This window comes from Flavobacterium sp., from assembly GCF_043720215.1.
Taxonomy (GTDB): domain Bacteria; phylum Bacteroidota; class Bacteroidia; order Flavobacteriales; family Flavobacteriaceae; genus Flavobacterium.
The window spans coordinates 1-2,455 of sequence record NZ_JAYSSZ010000296.1; the positions used below are offsets into that span (position 1 = coordinate 1).

The window sequence follows — 2,455 nt, forward strand, 5'->3', positions numbered from 1 at the left end:
AATCAAAATAAAAGATTAGGTAGAGGAGAAGGTTCTGGAAAAGGTGGTACTTCTGCAAGAGGTCACAAAGGAGCAAAATCTCGTTCTGGTTATTCTAAAAAGATTGGTTTTGAAGGAGGGCAAATGCCACTTCAAAGACGTGTGCCTAAGTTTGGTTTCACAAACATCAATAGAATTGAGTATCAAGGTGTAAATCTTGACAATCTTCAATTACTTGTTGATAATGGTATTGTAACTGATACTGTTGATATGACAGTATTTATTACAAGCCGTTTGGCTACTAAAACCGAAGTTGTTAAAATTTTAGGTAGAGGTGAGCTTAAAGCAAAATTAAAAGTTAGTGCACATAAATTTACTGCTACTGCAAAAGCTGCTATCGAAGCTGCTGGTGGAGAGGCAATAGAATTGTAATTTTCTAAACACGATGAAAAAATTTATTGAATCGTTTTTAAGCGTTTGGAAAATTGAGGAGCTAAAAAACAGAATCCTAATTACATTAGGATTTCTGTTAGTTTATCGTTTTGGTGCACAAGTGCCATTACCGGGTATTGATATTACTAAATTGGAAAATTTAGCAACTCAAACCGATAAAGGTATTGGTTGGTTAATTGATGTATTTACAGGAGGAGCATTTTCGCAAGCATCTGTATTTGCATTAGGAATCATGCCTTACATCTCTGCTTCTATTGTTGTTCAGTTAATGGGAATAGCTATTCCTTATTTACAGAAACTTCAAAAAGAAGGAGAAAGTGGAAGAAAAAAAATGAACCAGATTACAAGATGGTTAACTATTGGTATTACTTTAGTTCAAGGTCCAGGTTATATCTATAACTTATACAGAACTTTACCAGCTGATGCTTTCTTGTTAGGATTTAATTCATTCGGATTCTTATTTTCTTCAGTAATAATTTTAACCACAGGGACAGTTTTTGCAATGTGGCTAGGAGAAAAAATCACTGATAAAGGCATTGGAAACGGTATTTCATTATTAATTATGGCAGGAATTCTTGCTAGAATGCCACAAGCATTCATTCAAGAGTTTTCATCTGTAGTAACTAATAATAATGGTGGACCAATGTTAATTGTTCTTGAAATTATTGTTTGGTTATTAGTAATTATAGCTTGTATTTTAATGGTTATGGCTGTTCGTAAAATTCCAGTTCAATATGCTCGTCGTTCAATTTCGGGTGATTTAGAGCAAGATTTGATGGGTGGAGACAGACAATTTATACCATTAAAGCTAAATGCATCTGGAGTTATGCCAATCATTTTTGCGCAAGCGATTATGTTTATACCTGCTGCTGTTGCTGGATTGTCACAATCTGAAACAGCACAATCTATAAGCACAAGATTTCAAAACATATTTGGTTGGGAGTATAATTTATTATTTGCCTTGTTAATCGTTATTTTTACGTACTTTTACACCGCAATTACAGTTCCTACAAATAAAATGGCAGATGATTTAAAAAGAAGTGGAGGTTTTATTCCGGGTGTTAAGCCAGGAGTTGAAACAGCAGATTTCTTAGATAAAATCATGTCTTTAATTACATTTCCAGGTTCATTATTTCTTGCTCTACTTGCTGTGTTCCCAGCTATTGTTGTAAGTATAATGGGTGTTCAGTCACAATGGGCTTTGTTTTTTGGAGGTACGTCATTGTTAATTATGGTTGGTGTTGTAATAGATACTGTTCAGCAAATCAATTCATATTTGTTAAACAAACATTATGATGGTTTAATGAAAAGTGGTAAAAACAGAAAAGCAATAGCTTAATATGGCAAAACAATCAGCAATAGAGCAAGACGGAGCTATCATTGAAGCATTATCAAATGCGATGTTCCGTGTTGAATTAGAAAATGGGCATATCGTAATTGCTCACATTTCAGGAAAAATGCGCATGCATTATATCAAATTATTACCTGGTGATAAAGTGAAACTTGAAATGAGTCCGTACGATTTGTCAAAAGCAAGAATTACTTATAGATACTAGAAAATGAAAGTAAGAGCATCAGTAAAAAAGAGAAGTCCCGAGTGCAAAATTGTACGTAGAAAAGGGAGATTGTACGTTATTAACAAAAAGAATCCTAGATTTAAACAAAGACAAGGATAATTATGGCAAGAATAGCAGGGGTAGATATTCCCAAAAATAAGAGAGGTGTCATTGCATTAACCTATATCTTCGGAGTAGGTAGAAGCAGAGCTATTGAGGTTTTAGAAAAAGCTCAAGTTAGTCAAGACAAAAAAGTACAAGATTGGAATGATGACGAAATCGGTGGTATCCGTGAGGCAGTTTCTTTTTATAAAATAGAAGGAGAATTGCGTTCAGAAGTTTCATTAAACATCAAACGTTTAATGGATATCGGATGTTACAGAGGAATCCGTCATAGATCTGGACTTCCATTAAGAGGTCAAAGAACTAAGAACAATTCTAGAACTAGAAAAGGTAAAATAAAAACT

At 33.8% G+C, this 2,455-nt stretch carries 5 protein-coding genes; all 5 read left to right on the forward strand.

The genetic code is table 11. The annotated features are described in order from the left end of the window. A partial coding sequence (rplO, locus tag ACHZC3_RS12870; protein WP_394760282.1) for a 50S ribosomal protein L15 occupies nucleotides 1-411 on the forward strand: 411 nt, incomplete at its 5' end. Between the two features lie 13 nt (nucleotides 412-424). Continuing rightward, a complete protein-coding gene (gene secY / locus ACHZC3_RS12875; RefSeq protein WP_394760283.1) occupies nucleotides 425-1,771 on the forward strand; it encodes a preprotein translocase subunit SecY in 1,347 nt (448 codons plus the stop codon). A 1-nt stretch (nucleotide 1,772) separates the two neighbouring features. After that, entirely contained in the window at nucleotides 1,773-1,988 is a 216-nt protein-coding gene (infA, locus tag ACHZC3_RS12880; RefSeq protein WP_011963449.1) for a translation initiation factor IF-1, read from the forward strand. A gap of 3 nt (nucleotides 1,989-1,991) precedes the next feature. After that, nucleotides 1,992-2,108 carry a type B 50S ribosomal protein L36 gene (ykgO, locus tag ACHZC3_RS12885; RefSeq protein ID WP_008992256.1) on the forward strand — a complete coding sequence of 39 codons (117 nt, stop codon included), beginning with the start codon at nucleotides 1,992-1,994 and terminating at the stop codon, nucleotides 2,106-2,108. 2 nt (nucleotides 2,109-2,110) lie between these two features. Next, nucleotides 2,111-2,455, forward strand: a 345-nt coding sequence (gene rpsM / locus ACHZC3_RS12890; protein ID WP_394760284.1) for a 30S ribosomal protein S13, incomplete at its 3' end; no start/stop codon positions are given.